Here is a 14,168-nt window from a genome sequence, read left to right as displayed (position 1 = left end):
ACGACCGCCCGCCTCACCCGGCACCCGCCGCGGACCGGGCCGGTCCCGCCACCCCCGCGTCGGCCGCCGGCTCCCCCTCCCAGCCCCGGCAGCGCACGGCGCGCACCGCCAGCACCGCCGCCGCGGCCAGCAGCTGCCACCCCGCGCCGAAGGCCAGCACGGCCGGTACCCCCACCCGGTCGGCCAGCGGACCGGCCGCCGCCAGGCCCAGCGGCCCCAGCACGAACGCGCCCAGCCCGCCGAACGCCGTCACCCGCGCCAGCACCTCGGCCGGCACCCAGCGCTGCAGCGTGGACTCGTACAGCGAGCCGCAGACCGCCGAGCCGGAGCCCGCCGCCAACGCCGCCGCGACCGTCCAGCCCAGCGGCAGCCCCGCCGCGAGCGAGGCCGAGGGCAGCGCCCAGCCGAGGGTCGCCAGCGTCGCCACCGCGAGCGGCCGCCCGGGCCGGCGCCCGAGCATCAGCAGCCCGCCCAGCACCGCCCCGACCCCGTACACGCCCATCACCAGGCCCCAGGCCCGCGCCCCGCCCAACTCCCGCTGCGCGGTCAGGGGGCCGAGCACCAGGAACGGCGCCCAGACCAGCAGGTTGAACAGCCCCATCTGCACGGTGGTCACCCAGAGCCAGCGCCGGGAGCGGAACGCGCCCCAGCCGTTGCGCAGATCGGTCAGCATCGAGCCCTCGCGGTCGTCGGACCCGGCCTCCGCACCTGCCTTCGCCCTCGCCGCGCCCGCCTTCGCACCCGCCGCGCCCGGCGGGGCGACGGACAACCGGGCCAGCGCGAGCGCGCCGACCCCGTAGGTCACCGCGTCGATCACCAGCACCGCCCCCGGCCCGTAACCCGCCGTGATCACGCCGGCGAGCGCCGGACCGGCCACCGTCGACACCGAACGCGCCAGCCCCAACAAGGTGTTGGCGTCCGACAGCTGCTCCTCCCGACGGACCAGCGTGGGCACCAGCGCGCCCAGCGAGGGCAGGAACACCCCCTCGCCCAGGCCCCAGACGGCGACCAGCGCCACCATCGCCCAGAGCCGCGCGTGCCCGGTGAGCAGCAGCGCCGCGAAGACGCCCTGCACCGCACAGCGCAGCACGTCCGCGGCGAGCATCACCCGGCGGCTGCCCAGCCGGTCGGCGACCACCCCGCCGAGCAGCATCACCAGCACGATCGGCAGGATCCGGGCGGCCATCACCCAGCCCAGCTCCGTCCCGCCGCCCCCGTCGCCGAGCACGGCGAAGGCCACCGCCACGGGCGCCATGGAGGAGCCGACCAGCGAGGTCGCGTAGCCGACGAAGAACCACCTGAAGTCGCGTTCGCCCAGCGCGGCCGGACGGCCCGGAAGCCGTCGACGGCGGGCCGGGACTCGGTCCGTCTCCCCTGTCATGGGCGCCCAGTCTGCCCACTCGCGGAAGCGGCCGACAAGGCTTTCCGGAGAAAAGATTGAGCCTTGAGATATCAATTTCCGACCGCGAGCCGACTACCGCAGTAAACCGTGCCGAAAACAGCTTTCACCTGCCATTTACTGCGCTTGCCACTATGCTCGCCCGAGGACCCCGCACCATCATTTACTGCGGAAGGCAGGTATCCGCATGGACGCCCCGCCCCCGGTCGAGTACGCGGTCGCCGTCGAGCGCTACCTGGCCGCCGCCGGACTCGGCGACGGCTCCCGCCGCGTCTACCGGATCGCCCTGGACACCTGGGCCTGGGCGCTCGCCGACCGCCCCGTCCCGGCCGGACCGGCACGGCGCCGCGCCCGGCCGCCCGTCCTGCCGCTCGCCCTGCTCGACCACCCCTCGGCCGCCGACCGGCTGCGGACCGCCGTCCACCGCCGCAGCGCCGGGACGGACCCGCGCACCCTCAACCGCGAACTGTCCACCCTGCGCGCCGCCCTCAGCTGGTGGCGGGCCCGGGGCTGGATCCTCACCGACCCCGCCGACGGCCTGCGCCCCCTCCCGCTCCCCGCTCCCGGGACCGGCCCAGCCCCGCTCACCGCCGAGCAGCTGCGCGCCCTGTTCGCCCTCCGCGTCCCGCTCCGCGAACAACTCCTCTGGCGCCTCCTCCACGAGAGCGGCGCCCCCGTCGAGACCGTGCTCGCCCTGGACGTCGACGACCTCGACCTCCCGCACCGGCGCACCCACCCCACCGCCCCTCCCCTGACCTGGCAGGCCGGCACCGCCCGACTGCTTCCGCTCCACCTCGCCGGCCGCACCGCCGGCCCGCTCCTGCTCACCGACCGCCGCGCCCCGGCCACCACCCCCGCCGCCGACCGCTGCCCCCACACCCACCGCGCCCGGCTCTCCTACCGCCGCGCCGCCGAGCTGTTCACCACCCACACCCCGGACCACACCCTCCGTCAGCTCCGCCCCGCCCGCCGCCGCCTGCCCTGACGGCCCAGGGGCCCGACGACCGCGCGCCGGGGAACGACGAAGGCCCCCCGGCCGCGTGCCGGGGGGCCTCGTCGAGGGCCTGCGGAGCCCCCTGTCGGATTCGAACCGACGACCTTCGCTTTACAAGAGCGGTGCTCTGGCCAGCTGAGCTAAGGAGGCATGGTGACCGTCCGCGACGGATCACGGCGGCACCGGGGGCAGTCTACCGGGCGGGGAGCGGGCGGTGGGGGGATATCCGGGGTCGGGCGGCAGCGGGCGCGGTGGCGGGCCGGAGCAGGCCGGCGGAGGAGGCCGGCGTGATGGAACCGATGCCGAAATCCGGCTGTCGAGGGGCTGACAAGCGGCGTACACGCAGGTAGCGTCGCCCGGAGCCGGTTCGTACAGAGGTTCAGACCACTCTGGGAACCGGCCGACTGGCAATCCCCCACCCTTTACTCGGACCGTCCGGCACGTTCCTGCCGGTGAAGGAGAGCACAGCCATGGCTTCTGTGACGTTCGACCAGGCGACCCGTGTCTACCCCGGGGCGACCGCGCCCTCGGTCGACGCGCTGGACCTCCAGATCGAGCACGGCGAGTTCCTCGTCCTGGTCGGCCCCTCCGGCTGTGGCAAGTCCACCAGCCTCCGCATGCTGGCCGGTCTGGAGGACGTCAACAGCGGCGCCATCCGCATCGGCGACCGCGACGTGACCCACCTGCCGCCGAAGGACCGGGACATCGCGATGGTGTTCCAGAACTACGCGCTGTACCCGCACATGACCGTCGCGGAGAACATGGGCTTCGCGCTCAAGATCGCGGGCGTCAACAAGTCCGAGATCCGCACCAAGGTCGAAGAGGCCGCCAAGATCCTCGACCTGACCGACTACCTGGAGCGCAAGCCGAAGGCGCTCTCCGGCGGCCAGCGCCAGCGCGTCGCCATGGGCCGCGCGATCGTCCGCGAGCCCCAGGTCTTCCTGATGGACGAGCCGCTGTCCAACCTGGACGCCAAGCTCCGGGTCTCGACCCGCACCCAGATCGCCGGCCTGCAGCGCCGGCTGGGCATCACCACCGTCTACGTGACCCACGACCAGACCGAGGCGCTCACCATGGGCGACCGCGTCGCGGTCCTCAAGGGCGGCGTCCTGCAGCAGGTCGACACCCCGCGCAACATGTACGACCGGCCCTCCAACCTCTTCGTGGCCGGCTTCATCGGCTCGCCCGCGATGAACCTGGTCGAGGTGCCGCTGGTGGACGGCGGCGTGAAGTTCGGCGGCTCGGTCGTCAACATCTCCCGCGAGGACCTGGCCGGCGCCGGCACCGACAAGAACGTGACCGTCGGCATCCGTCCCGAGCACTTCGAGATCGTCCCCGGCGGCGGCATCGAGGGCGTCGCGGTCACCGTCAACGTGGTCGAGGAGCTCGGCTCGGACGGCTTCGTCTACGGCACCACCAAGATCGGCGGCGAGGACAAGGACCTGGTCGTCCGCGTGCACGGCCGCCAGATCCCGGCCCGCGGCGAGACGATCCACGTCGTGCCCGTCGCCAACGAGACCCACGTGTTCTCCAGCAGCACCGGCGCCCGCCTCTCCAGCTGAGCCCAGCTGAGCCCAGCCGGGCCACCGCCCGCCGCGCGGAGCCCCGTCCGACCGTCACGGTCCGGCGGGGCTCCCGCCGTTCCGGGCCACTCCGACGGATGACGGCGTCAACCCGGTGACGGGACGAACCAGGACACCGTGTCACTCGATGGTGTAACGGAGGGCGATCCGGGCCCTACCCACCGCTACTCTCCTGTGCGTGAAGCAGCTAGTTCGCCGTATCGGCCAGACCGTCGCCCTCACCCTCCCCGTCGTCCTCGTGACCACCGGCACCCTCGCCGTGACCAGGGTCCCGTGGGCCCCGCCCACGTCGCTGGACCAGCAGGTCGTGGCGGCGTCCAGCGGGGACGGCGCGGGGATCGGCCGGGCCGCCACCACCCCCCGGACGTCCGACGGGCTCCCCCCGCAGGACGCGCTGCGCGTCGCGCTCATGGACGAGCTGCGGGCCCACAACCCCGGCAGCGCGCTCGACCTGCTGGAGCGCGCGATGCGCGAGCAGCCCGGGCTCACGCCCTACTGCAGCTCGCTCGCCGGTGAGCTCGGCAAGGCGGCGGTGCGCAAGTACCAGGGCGACGTCCAGCGGGCCCGGACCTTCGCCCGCCCGGTCTGCGACGGCTCGTTCGCCGCCGGCGCGGCGGGCTGACCGAGCCGGGAGCCGCCCGGGAGCCGCCCCGGGAACCCGACAGCCACCCGGGCCCCGGGACCCGTCGGCGGACCGTCCCACGACGGCCACCGGGCCATCGGACGACCGCTCGTCCGGCCCCGGCGCGCCTATTGTTCAGCCATGACCGCTGACTCCGGCCCCACGGCCACTCCCCCGCCAGCTCCCGCCATCGGCCCGGTGCCGGTGACCCAGGCCGTCATCCTGGCCGGCGGCCAGGGCTCCCGGCTGCGCCCCTACACGGACGACCGCCCCAAGCCGCTGGTCGAGATCCCGGGCACGGGCACCCCGATCCTGGGCCACCAGCTCGCCTGGCTGGCCGCCGAGGGCGTCACCGACGCGGTCGTCTCCTGCGGGCACCTGGCCGACGTGCTGGAGGACTGGCTCGACAAGGCGGACCTGCCGCTGCGGGTCCGCACGGTGGTCGAGGCCGAGCCGCTCGGCCGTGGCGGCGGCCTCAAGTACGCCGCCAAGGCGCTGCCCCGCCCCGACGAGCCCTGGTATGCCACCAACGGCGACATCTGGACCAGGTTCAGCCTGCGCGACATGGCCGCCTTCCACCACGAGCGGGGCGCCGTCGCGACGCTCGCGCTGGCCCGGCCGCGGATCCCGTGGGGCGCGGTGGAGACCGACCAGTTCGGCAATGTCCTCGACTTCATCGAGGCCCCGCCCTCGCCGTTCCTCATCAACGCCGGCCTCTACGTCTTCGGCCCGGACTTCGCCGAGCTGCTGCCGGACGTCGGCGACCACGAGCGGACCACCTTCCCGCAGCTGGCCCGCGGCAAGCGGCTGGCCGGCTACCAGCTGCCGCAGGGCGTCTACTGGCGGGCCATCGACACCGCGAAGGACCTCACCGAGGCCGCCAAGGAGCTCGCCGGGGGCGCCGGCCGCGCCCCGCAGTAGGGCGGCCCGGCGGAGCGGCCCCGACGTGCTCCGCGCCGCGGTGCTCCGGATGCGAGTGCTCCGCGCCGCGGTGCTCCGGCGCGACTGCTCCACCGGCCTGCTCCACCGACGTGCTCCGCGCACAACGGCGACCGGCCGGGTGCTCCCCCACGGAGCACCCGGCCGGTCGCCGTTCCCGGACCGGTTCGCCCGGCCCGCCCGTCAGGTCGCCGTGGCCGGCTCCGGACGGGAACCGCGGGCGCCGCCGCCGGACAGCTCGGCCAGCGGCGCGCTGCCCAGCACCCCGCCCAGCAGTCCCGAGCCGCCCGGTGACGCCCCGCCGGTCCCGGTCGGGGTACCGCCCGTCCCGGTCCCGGTACTCGGGGCCGGCTTGGGCGCCGTCCCGGTCCCGGCCGCCGGGGCGGCGGGAGTGGCGCGCTGCGCGGGCGTCGACCCGGCCGGGGCCGGTGCGGCCGGCGGCGCGGAGGCCGCCGGAGCGGCCGAGGGGGCCGCGCCGGTCTCCGGCTTGGCCGACGGCTTCGCCTTGCCGCTCGGGGTGGCCTGGGCCGCCTTCGGCGAGGTCGGGGGGCCGGACGGCGCGGGGGTGGTGGCCGCGGCGCTCGGCGGGGCCGGCCGGGACGGCGCGGGCGAGGGCGCCGAACCGGCCGGGCTCCTGCCACCGGGGGTCACCGACGGCCCGCCGCTCGGCCAGACCGGTGTGCCGAAGTCGGTGGCGGGCCGGGACGGCGCCGGGTGCGGCCGGGCGCCGGTACGGACCGCCCCGCCCAGCATCGAGCCGAGCAGCAGGGTCAGACCGACCACCGCCGCGGTGACCACGGCGCCGCGCCGCAGCACCCGGCGCCGCAGCGCGGCCGGCGCGCCCGCGCCGTACCGCCGCCAGGCCTCCAGGTTGAGCCGCCCGTCCAGCGAGGCGAACGGCGCCCCGGCGATCAGCAGCGGACTCCACGCGGCCAGGAAGATCAGGTCGGGCGTGTCGTACACCGGCACGGCCCGCCAGCTCACCGTGAACAGCAGTACGGCGGACAGCGCCATCGCCGCCCCGGCCGCGAGCCGCTGCCAGAGCCCGAGGACGGTGAGCACACCGACCACGATCTCGGTGAACGACACCACCAGTCCGGAGCCGACCGGGTGCGCCATGGCGAAGGACAGCAGCGGCTCGGCGACCTTCCAGGGGTGCAGCGAGGACAGCCAGCGCATCATCGAGCCGCGCTCGCCGCCGTCGAAGTACACCGGGTCGCAGAGCTTGCTGAACCCGGCGTAGACGGAGAGCGAGCCGAGCACCGCGCGCAGCGGCAGCAGCACCAGGCCGAGGTCCACCCGGCGGCCGGGGTACCAGGGCTGCTTGCCCTCGGCCCCGGCGGCCGAGACCTCGGGCAGCTCACCGCTGGGCGTCCAGCCCTGCGGCGCGCCGACCGGGCCGACGCCGCCCTCGGTGGCGGTGCCGTCGCCCTCGCGCGGCTGGCGCGGCACCGTCCGGGCCCCGCCGTACGTCGGGACCAGCTGGGTGTCCGCGTCCGCCAGGGAGCCGCCGGAGCGGCCTCCCCCGCGTCCGCCGACCCCGGCCGGGACGCCGCCCAGCCGGACGGCCTCCAGCAGCCGGGTGGCCGCGACGTCGTCCGGCCGCGCCTCGCCGGTCCAGGTGACCGGGGTGACCCGGCCCTTGCGGCGCGGCGGCGCCCCGGCGAGCGCCGAGACGTCGCCGGCCGGGACGACCACCTGCGGGGTGACCGACGGGCGGCGGATCAGGCCCTGGGTGCCGTACGGGTCGCCGAACGCGGCGCCGGTGGACAGCAGTCCGGCCGGGGCGTCGATCAGCGGCGCCACCGGGGTGCCGAGCCGGAGCCGGAAGCTCGCCTGGGTGCTGCTGAGCCGTGAGGGGTCCGACGGCACCTTGACGGTGTTGAGGCCGGGGCCCGCGTCTATCGCGGTGCTGCCACCGCCCAGGAGCGGGCGCCGAGGTGTTCTGGTGTCCACGCCCGTCTAACCGGGTGACACCCGGATAGGACACTCTCCCGAGTGGATATCGGGAGTCCCCTTGAAGTGATCATGAGAAAAGCGATCGGATCCGGGCGGATCCGATCGCTTTCCATTGATTGCGGGCGGACGGTGGGCGGTTCCGGAGAACGCCTTGCGCCGAGCCCCCGCGGTGTGCGGCTACCGCCGGCCGGACCGGAGGGTCAGCCGACCTTGCGGCGCAGCCGGGCCGCCTCGTACAGGACGACGCCCGCCGCGACACCGGCGTTCAGCGACTCGGTGAGCCCGGACATCGGGATCCGCACCAGCACGTCGCAGGTCTCCGCGACGAGCCGGGACAGGCCCTTGCCCTCGCTGCCCGCGACGATCACCACCGGCCCGGTCAGCACCTCCAGGTCGCCGATCTCGGCCGCGCCGTCGGCGGCCAGGCCGACCACGGTCAGACCGGCCTTCTGGTACGCCTCCAGGGCGCGGGTCAGGTTGGTGGCCCGGGCGACGGGCAGCCGGGCCGCAGCGCCCGAGGAGGTCTTCCAGGCACCGGCGGTCATACCGGCCGCCCGGCGCTCCGGGATCACCACGCCGTGCGCGCCGAACGCGGCGGCGGAACGGACCACGGCGCCCAGGTTGCGGGAGTCGGTCACCCCGTCCAGCGCCACGATCAGCGCGTCGTCGCCGGAGTCCGCGGCCCCGGCCAGCAGGTCGTCGGGGTGGGCGTACTCGTACGGCGGGACCTGGAGCACCAGGCCCTGGTGGTTCATCCCACCGGTCATCTGGTCCAGCTGCGGGCGCGGGGCCTCCATCAGCGGGATGCCCCGGTCGTTGGCGGCCTGGAAGGCGTCGCGGACCCGGTCGTCGGTGTCGACGAACTGCTGGACGTAGAGCGCGTTGGCCGGCACGCCGCCCTGCAGGGCCTCCACCACCGAGTTGCGGCCGAAGACCAGCTCGGCGGAGCCGGCGCCGCCGCGGCCGCCCCGGCCGCCGCCGCCGGCCCGGCGCATGCCGGCGCGGGCCTTGGCGTCCCGCTCACGCTTGACCGCGGCGTTGGCGGCCCGCTGCTTCGGGTGACCCTTGCGCTCCGTTCCGGGCGGCGTCGGGCCCTTGCCCTGGAGTGCCTTCCGGCTGTGGCCGCCGGTACCGACACTCGCGCCCTTCTTCGACCCGGGGTTGCGGCGGTTCCTGCGCTGGCTGTTGCCGGCCATGGCTGTACTTCCTGTCTGTCTGTCCGGCATGGCCGACCGCGCCGGCTCGGGCCGGTGCGGTCGACGGCATGCGTTCCGTCATGCGGGAGGGCCGCACCGGTCCGGTACGGCCCACCGCTCACCCCTCGGTCACCCGGGGGTTACTGGCTGTTGATCGTCCAGCGCGGGCCGGACGGGGTGTCCTCGATCGCCAGCCCGGCCAGGCCGAGCTGGTCGCGGATGGCGTCCGCGGTCGCGAAATCCTTGCGGGCCCGCGCCGCCTGGCGCTGCTCCAGCACCAGGTGGACCAGCGAGTCGACGACGCCGTGCAGGTCCTCACCGCGCTCCGCCCCGGCCCACTGCGGGTCGAGCGGGTCGAGTCCCAGTACTCCGAGCATCGCACGGACCTCGGCCAATCGCGCCACCGCGTTCTCCTTGTCGTCCGCGGTGAGGGCGCTGTTGCCCTGGCGGACGGCGGTGTGCACGACCGCGAGTGCCTGCGGCACGCCCAGATCGTCGTCCATCGCCTCGGCGAAGGCCGGCGGTACCTCGGGCGCCGCGTCGACCGTGCCGCAGCGCTCCACGGCGCGCTGGATGAAGCCCTCGATCCGGCCGAATCCCGCCTCGGCCTCGCGCAGCGACTCCTCGCTGTACTCGATCATCGAGCGGTAGTGCGGGGCGGCCAGGTAGTAGCGGAGCACGATCGGCCGCCAGCGGCGGACCATCTCGGAGACCAGCACCGAGTTGCCGAGGGACTTGCTCATCTTCTCGCCGGCCATGGTGACCCAGGCGTTGTGCACCCAGAAGCCGGCGAAGTCGTCACCGAAGGCCCTGGACTGGGCGATCTCGTTCTCGTGGTGCGGGAAGATCAGGTCGAGACCGCCGCCGTGGATGTCGAAGGCCTCGCCCAGGTACTTGTGGGCCATCGCCGAGCACTCCAGGTGCCAGCCCGGACGGCCTCTGCCCCACGGGGTGTCCCAGCTGGGCTCACCCGGCTTGACCGCCTTCCACATCGCGAAGTCGCGCGGGTCGCGCTTGCCGGTCTCGCCGTCGCCGCTGGGCTGCTGGAGGTTCTCCAGCTTCTGGTTGGAGAGCGCGAGGTAGTCGGGGTAGGACTTCACGTCGAAGTAGACGTTGCCCTCCGCCGCGTAGGCGTGGCCCTTCTCGATGAGTCCGCGCATCATCGCGACCATCTCGGGGATGTGTCCGGTGGCCCGGGGCTCGACGGTCGGCCGCAGGCAGCCCAGCGCGTCGTAACCGTCGTTGAAGGCACGCTCGTTCTCGTAGGCGATCTGCCACCACGGCGTGCCGAGCTCGCGCTCCTTGGCGATGATCTTGTCATCGATGTCGGTGACGTTCCGGGCGAAGGTGACCTGGTAGCCGCGGTAGGCGAACCACCGCTGCATCACGTCGAAGTTGAGGTAGGACCGGATGTGCCCGATGTGTGGCGCCGACTGGACGGTAGCGCCGCACAGGTAGATCGAGACACAACCCGGTACAAGCGGGACGAAGTCGCGTACCTGGCGGGTGCTGGTGTCGTACAGGCGAATGCTCACAGCGTCAAGCGTAGTGGGCAGCGGGGGGTGCCTCGCGACATTCCGAAATGTCAAGACCGCGGCGGATGCTTTTCCGCCGCGTGACGTCCCGGGTGACGCCCTGGGTGCCGTCCCGAGCAGTGTCCCGGGCAGTGTCCCGGGTGACGTCCCGAGGGGCCTCCCCGGGACGCCGCTCCGCTCCCGGTGGGCGCGGTGGGCTCAGATCGAGCCGACGACCTTCCGCGGGGTGAGCCGCACGACCACCCGCACGTCCTCCGGGCCGTCGAAGCCGTACGCCGCCTCGCCGCGGTACTTGAGCGACAGCTCGTCGATCAGCTCCCGGCCGCCCTCCCGGGTCAGCGAGACCTCGCCGCGGACCTCCAGGTAGGTGTACGGGTTCTCCGGCGGGTTGATCAGCAGCGAGACCCGCGGGTCCTTCAACAGGTTGAGGTGCTTGCGGCGCCCCTCGACCGTGGAGAACAGGATGTCCTCGCCGTCGCGCTTCACCCAGACCACGGAGGACTGCGGGCTGCCGTCCGGCTGGAGGGTGGTGATCACGGCGAAGCTCTTGTCGTCGACCAGGGCCTTGGCCTGGTCGGAGAGGTGTGCGGCCATCGGGACCTCGTTCTTCTCGTCGAGCGGCGGTGGAAAGGCGACTGCTGGGGCGAACCCGCATCGGGTCGAACCCGCATCGAAGAGTAGCGATTCGGGCTCCGGCAAAGGGTGTTGAACACCCGTCACCCCCGGTCTATTTCCGCTGCGGGCGCCCCGGTCCGGCGCCGGGCCACCGCCGCCGACGAGCAACGGGGCGGGTCAACGCCGTTCGTACACCAGGGCGGTGGCGATCGCGGCGAGGCCCTCGGCCCGGCCGGTGAGGCCGAGCCCGTCGGTGGTGGTGCCGGAGACCGAGACCGGAGCGCCGACCGCGGCACCGAGCGCGGCCTGCGCCTCCGCCCGGCGCTTGCCGATCTTCGGCCGGATCCCGATCACCTGGATCGCCACATTGCCGATCTCGAACCCGGCCTCGCGCACCAGCCGGGCCGCCTCGCCGAGCAGCTTCACCCCGGACGCGCCGGCCCACTCCGGGCGGTCGGTGCCGAAGTGGGCGCCCAGGTCGCCGATCCCGGCGGCCGAGAACAGCGCGTCGCAGGCCGCGTGCGCGGCCACGTCGGCGTCCGAGTGCCCGGCCAGGCCCACCTCGGCGTCCGGCCACTCCAGCCCGGCCACCCACAGCGGGCGGCCGGACTCGAAGGCGTGCACATCGGTGCCGACGCCCACCCGGGGCAGTACGGGGGTGTGCGGCTCAGTAGGCATCGGCGGCCCTCCGGCGGGCGAGCACGGCCTCGGCGAGGACGAGGTCCAGCGGACGGGTCACCTTGAAGGCCTCCTCGTGACCGGGCACCACGACCACCCGGCCGCCGAAGCGCTCCACCAGTCCGGCGTCGTCGGTGACCGGCGGCAGACCGCCCTCGGCCCCCGCCGACTCCTCCGCCAGCGCCTTGGCGTGCACCTCGGCCAGGGTGTCCCGGCGGAAGCCCTGCGGGGTCTGCACCGCGCGCAGAGTGGCCCGGTCGGGTGTGTCGAGCACCGGCTCGGGCCCGCCCCGGACGGGCTCGACCCGCTTCACGGTGTCGGCCAGCGGCACCGCCGGCACCACCGCCTCGGCCCCGGCCCGGACGGCGGACGCGACCGCGTCCACCACCTCCACCGGGACGAGCGGCCGGGCCGCGTCGTGCACCAGCACGATCCCGACCTCGGCCGGGATGGCGGCCAGCCCCAGGCGGACCGACTCCTGCCGGGTGTCCCCGCCGGCCACCACCCTGATGTCCTTGCCCTCGAGACCGTGGCTGTCGAGCAGGGCGACCACCTCGGCCACACCGTCGGCGGGCGCCGCGACCACGACCAGGCCGACCGCCCGGCTGCGGGTCAGTGCCCGGACCGCGTGCACCAGGAGCGGCACGCCGCCCAGGTCACGCAGGGCCTTGGGGGCGCCGGGTCCGAGCCGCTCACCGCGGCCGGCGGCGGGCACCACTGCTGCTGCGATTGCTCCTGTGGCGTTCAGGTTTCACTCCTTCGGCGAAGTGGGTATGGCCATGGCGTGCACGACGGGCGCGGACCCCTTCCGAAGCACCACCGTCTTCCGCCCGCAAGATCAGCAGAAACGGTCATGCAGACCCGAGGCCGGCCAGGCCGTCGGGTGCGGGGGCGTCGTCCGGACACGCCTCAGCGCCCGAAGTGCCACTGCACCACCCACGGACCGTCGGTCCGGTGGGCGGCGCGCCGGCATCGGGCGCTGTGAGCGTTGTGGAGCGGACGGCCGCTACGAGGCGAGCACCTCGTCGAGCAGCGTCTCCGCCTTGTCCTCGTTGGTGTTCTCCGCCAGCGCGAGCTCGCTGACGAGGATCTGGCGCGCCTTGGCGAGCATGCGCTTCTCTCCGGCGGAGAGGCCGCGCTCGCGCTCGCGACGCCACAGGTCGCGCACAACCTCGGCGACCTTGATAACGTCACCCGAGGCGAGCTTCTCGAGATTAGCCTTGTAGCGACGGGACCAGTTGGTCGGCTCTTCGGTGTACGGTGCGCGAAGCACCTCGAAGACCCGGTCCAGACCCTCCTGGCCGACCACATCGCGCACGCCGACGAACTCAGCGTTCTCGGCGGGCACGCGGAGCGTCAGGTCTCCCTGCTGCACCTTGAGCACCAGGTAGGTCTTGTCCACACCTTTGATCTGGCGAATTTCGATGGCCTCGATCAGTGCGGCCCCGTGATGGGGGTAGACCACCGTGTCGCCAACCTTGAACGTCATGTGACAGGACCCCTTCCGTGGCTTTCCAGAATAACACGCTTTTCGGCGCACCCGAAGGGCGTTTTCGCAGGTCAGGGCCGGTCTCGGGGCTTGACAAGGACCCCCATGACGTGCTGCGACCGGTGTTCGAGGAGAGCTTCCCGCAGGTCGGAGGCGGTTCCACTGCCTGCCGAAACCTCTGGCAACGCTCCCGAAACCATGATTTGATCTTGGGTTTTCACCGTTTATCGGGCCGTTTCCCGATCGTGATCCGATCTTGGTCGTTGATTGACCTGAACACGCGGACATGCCGCCGTCCGGAGGTCCGGGCGGGTGGATCGTGACCCGAAGGGACCACCCCGTGAGGACGGCATAAGCGTGGTCGATAATCTGAACCTGACCTATCGACACGTGACCTAGGAGAAGCCGCCGCCGTGAGCCGCAGCCTTCGACGCGGCGGCATCGCCGCCATCGCCGCCCTCGCCATCGCCTCGCTGTCCTCCTGTGCCGCCGGGAACACCCCGGAGACCCTGGAGGTCAAGCCCGACAACGCGTCGGCGACCCTGGGCACCGACATCCGCCTGAACAACATCGTCGTGGTCACCGCGGACGAGTCCTCGGGTGAGCACACCGGTCCCGCCAACGTGACGGTGAACATCAGCAACAGCGGGACCGAGGCGCTCGAGCTGCAGTCCGTCACCGTCGGCGACGGGGCGACCGCCACCTTCGCCGACGACAAGGGCGCCGCCCTGCCCGCCATCGTCGTCCCGGCCGGCGGCGCGGTGCTGCTCGGCGGCCCGGGCGGCCCGACCGCCAGGATCGCCTCCACCACCGTGAGCGTCGGCGGCTACGTGCCCGCGTCGTTCGGGTTCAGGAACCACGAGAAGCTCGAGGCCGAGGCCCAGGTCAGCCCGAACAAGGGCCTCTACAAGGGCTTCGGCCCGACCGCCGCCCCGGCGGCCGTGCCGCCGAAGGCCACCGCCCCCGCCACCGGCGCCACCACCCCGGCCGCTCCGGCCGCGGGCACGACCGCTCCGGCCGCCCACTGAGTCACGGCCGCACCCACAGGGCCGCACCGCGAGCCGCACCCACAGGGCCGCACAAGGGGAACGCCCCCTCCGGAGGGATCCGGAGGGGGCGTTCGCCTGGGTTCGGGGCCGGCACTGCCGGCTCACGGCAC

At 73.9% G+C, this 14,168-nt stretch carries 13 protein-coding genes and 1 tRNA gene; 5 read left to right on the top strand and 9 right to left on the bottom strand.

What is annotated here, in order from left to right:
- Positions 1-13: 13 nt before the first annotated feature.
- Complete coding sequence (locus tag SM793_RS11375; protein ID WP_320437983.1) at positions 14-1,381, bottom strand: MFS transporter; 1,368 nt, start codon at positions 1,379-1,381, stop codon at positions 14-16.
- A 205-nt stretch (positions 1,382-1,586) separates the two neighbouring features.
- Here SM793_RS11375 and SM793_RS11370 point away from each other — a divergent pair, with 205 nt between their 5' ends.
- Positions 1,587-2,384, top strand: a complete 798-nt coding sequence (locus SM793_RS11370; RefSeq protein WP_320437982.1) for a hypothetical protein — start codon at positions 1,587-1,589, stop codon at positions 2,382-2,384.
- Between the two features lie 85 nt (positions 2,385-2,469).
- Here the strand turns inward: SM793_RS11370 and SM793_RS11365 are convergent.
- A tRNA-Thr gene (locus SM793_RS11365) sits at positions 2,470-2,543 on the bottom strand.
- Between the two features lie 320 nt (positions 2,544-2,863).
- Between SM793_RS11365 and SM793_RS11360 the strand changes: the two genes are divergently transcribed.
- From SM793_RS11360 to SM793_RS11350, 3 genes are all read left to right on the top strand, one after another.
- Positions 2,864-3,955, top strand: coding sequence for a sn-glycerol-3-phosphate ABC transporter ATP-binding protein UgpC (locus tag SM793_RS11360; protein WP_320437981.1), 1,092 nt, complete (start codon positions 2,864-2,866; stop codon positions 3,953-3,955).
- Between the two features lie 199 nt (positions 3,956-4,154).
- Entirely contained in the window at positions 4,155-4,598 is a 444-nt protein-coding gene (locus SM793_RS11355; protein ID WP_320437980.1) for a hypothetical protein, read from the top strand.
- A 141-nt stretch (positions 4,599-4,739) separates the two neighbouring features.
- Positions 4,740-5,519 carry a nucleotidyltransferase family protein gene (locus tag SM793_RS11350; protein WP_320437979.1) on the top strand — a complete coding sequence of 260 codons (780 nt, stop codon included), beginning with the start codon at positions 4,740-4,742 and terminating at the stop codon, positions 5,517-5,519.
- Positions 5,520-5,720: 201 nt separating this feature from the next.
- Here the strand turns inward: SM793_RS11350 and SM793_RS11345 are convergent, their stop codons facing one another.
- The 7 genes from SM793_RS11345 to SM793_RS11315 form a co-directional block, all read right to left on the bottom strand.
- On the bottom strand, positions 5,721-7,493 hold the full coding sequence (locus SM793_RS11345; protein WP_320437978.1) for a DoxX family membrane protein: 1,773 nt from the start codon (positions 7,491-7,493) through the stop codon (positions 5,721-5,723).
- Positions 7,494-7,696: 203 nt separating this feature from the next.
- Positions 7,697-8,692, bottom strand: a complete 996-nt coding sequence (rlmB, locus tag SM793_RS11340; RefSeq protein ID WP_320437977.1) for a 23S rRNA (guanosine(2251)-2'-O)-methyltransferase RlmB — start codon at positions 8,690-8,692, stop codon at positions 7,697-7,699.
- Positions 8,693-8,832: 140 nt separating this feature from the next.
- Entirely contained in the window at positions 8,833-10,227 is a 1,395-nt protein-coding gene (gene cysS / locus SM793_RS11335; protein WP_320437976.1) for a cysteine--tRNA ligase, read from the bottom strand.
- A 198-nt stretch (positions 10,228-10,425) separates the two neighbouring features.
- The gene (locus SM793_RS11330; protein WP_320437975.1) at positions 10,426-10,821 is read right to left on the bottom strand and encodes a PPOX class F420-dependent oxidoreductase; all 396 of its coding nucleotides are present in this window, start codon (positions 10,819-10,821) and stop codon (positions 10,426-10,428) included.
- A gap of 198 nt (positions 10,822-11,019) precedes the next feature.
- Entirely contained in the window at positions 11,020-11,520 is a 501-nt protein-coding gene (ispF, locus tag SM793_RS11325; protein WP_320437974.1) for a 2-C-methyl-D-erythritol 2,4-cyclodiphosphate synthase, read from the bottom strand.
- Complete coding sequence (ispD, locus tag SM793_RS11320; RefSeq protein WP_234325942.1) at positions 11,510-12,268, bottom strand: 2-C-methyl-D-erythritol 4-phosphate cytidylyltransferase; 759 nt, start codon at positions 12,266-12,268, stop codon at positions 11,510-11,512. Before ispD ends, ispF begins: the two co-directional genes overlap by 11 nt.
- A gap of 258 nt (positions 12,269-12,526) precedes the next feature.
- The gene (locus SM793_RS11315; RefSeq protein ID WP_030244332.1) at positions 12,527-13,009 is read right to left on the bottom strand and encodes a CarD family transcriptional regulator; all 483 of its coding nucleotides are present in this window, start codon (positions 13,007-13,009) and stop codon (positions 12,527-12,529) included.
- Positions 13,010-13,422: 413 nt separating this feature from the next.
- Between SM793_RS11315 and SM793_RS11310 the strand changes: the two genes are divergently transcribed.
- Positions 13,423-14,037, top strand: coding sequence for a DUF461 domain-containing protein (locus SM793_RS11310; protein WP_320437973.1), 615 nt, complete (start codon positions 13,423-13,425; stop codon positions 14,035-14,037).
- The last annotated feature ends 131 nt before the right edge of the window (positions 14,038-14,168 follow it).

Source organism: Kitasatospora purpeofusca (genome assembly GCF_034043715.1).
GTDB classification, from domain to species: Bacteria; Actinomycetota; Actinomycetes; order Streptomycetales; family Streptomycetaceae; genus Kitasatospora; species Kitasatospora purpeofusca_A.
The sequence above is the reverse complement of the archived record's forward strand: the minus strand, read 5'-3'. Positions and strand labels throughout refer to the sequence as shown.

Excerpts from the sequence above, each read along its gene's own strand:
- SM793_RS11350 (WP_320437979.1), top strand. The coding sequence starts at position 4,740 with ATGACCGCTGACTCCGGCCCCACGGCCACTCCCCCGCCAGCTCCCGCC.
- SM793_RS11370 (WP_320437982.1), top strand. The coding sequence starts at position 1,587 with ATGGACGCCCCGCCCCCGGTCGAGTACGCGGTCGCCGTCGAGCGCTAC.
- ispF (WP_320437974.1), bottom strand. The coding sequence starts at position 11,520 with ATGCCTACTGAGCCGCACACCCCCGTACTGCCCCGGGTGGGCGTCGGC.
- SM793_RS11315 (WP_030244332.1), bottom strand. The coding sequence starts at position 13,009 with ATGACGTTCAAGGTTGGCGACACGGTGGTCTACCCCCATCACGGGGCC.
- SM793_RS11330 (WP_320437975.1), bottom strand. The coding sequence starts at position 10,821 with ATGGCCGCACACCTCTCCGACCAGGCCAAGGCCCTGGTCGACGACAAG.
- SM793_RS11360 (WP_320437981.1), top strand. The coding sequence starts at position 2,864 with ATGGCTTCTGTGACGTTCGACCAGGCGACCCGTGTCTACCCCGGGGCG.
- SM793_RS11375 (WP_320437983.1), bottom strand. The coding sequence starts at position 1,381 with ATGACAGGGGAGACGGACCGAGTCCCGGCCCGCCGTCGACGGCTTCCG.
- rlmB (WP_320437977.1), bottom strand. The coding sequence starts at position 8,692 with ATGGCCGGCAACAGCCAGCGCAGGAACCGCCGCAACCCCGGGTCGAAG.